Consider the following 828-nt stretch of genomic DNA (forward strand, 5'->3'; position numbering starts at 1 on the left):
AATGGCGCGTTGTCGCTTCTCCTGTTTGCCGGTGCCATGCAGGTCAATGTCGGACATCTGAGGGAAAAGCTGATGTCTGTGACAGCCCTCTCCATTCTGGGAACCATTCTGGCCGTCGCGTTTCTTGCGGTCGCAGCGTGGTCCGTTTTTCCCCTGCTGGGACACGCGGTTCCCTTTACATGGTGCATTGTGCTCGGTGCCATTCTCGCGCCTACGGACCCGGTTTCAGTCGTGGGAATGCTGAAACGTCTGGGTCTACCGGGACCGCTTCAGGCTGTTTTTGCAGGTGAAAGTCTGTTCAACGATGGCGTGGGTGTTGTCATTTTCGGTGTCACGATCGGGCTGGCAACCGGAGGAAGTCACGAAGTGACCGCCTCCGAGATTGTGTTGAGTTTCTGCCGGGAGGCCATCGGTGGTGGTCTGTTGGGCGCATTGACCGGGTGGATTGCTTTGCGGGTGCTCAAGGGACAGCGGGATCCGCATATTGACCTGCTGACATCCCTGGCCCTGGCCACTGGAACCTTCAGCATCGCCAACCAGCTCGGAATGTCTGGAGCGATTGCCGTCGTGGTGGCCGGTCTCTGCTTTGGGACAGGCTATAGCCATTCCATTTTCGACGAAGCGTCCCGCAAGGACCTTGACGTTGCGTGGACCCTCATTGACGAGGTGCTGAACGTCCTGCTGTTCATGCTGATCGGCTTCGAAATCCTTGAGATTAAGCCGCATGTGTTTGCAGTTTTGGCAACGCTTGCCATCATCCCGCTGTCCATTGCTGTGCGCGCCTTGAGCGTGCTCTTTTCAACGCTCCCAACCCACCTCAGGCAATGG

At 57.4% G+C, this 828-nt stretch carries 1 protein-coding gene; it reads left to right on the forward strand.

Annotated elements, in window-relative coordinates:
* The coding region (locus HKD32_RS15100) for a cation:proton antiporter domain-containing protein (protein ID WP_194258410.1) at nt 1–828 on the forward strand (828 nt) is incomplete at both ends.

This window comes from Gluconobacter japonicus (assembly GCF_015244665.1).
Classification (GTDB): domain Bacteria; phylum Pseudomonadota; class Alphaproteobacteria; order Acetobacterales; family Acetobacteraceae; genus Gluconobacter; species Gluconobacter japonicus.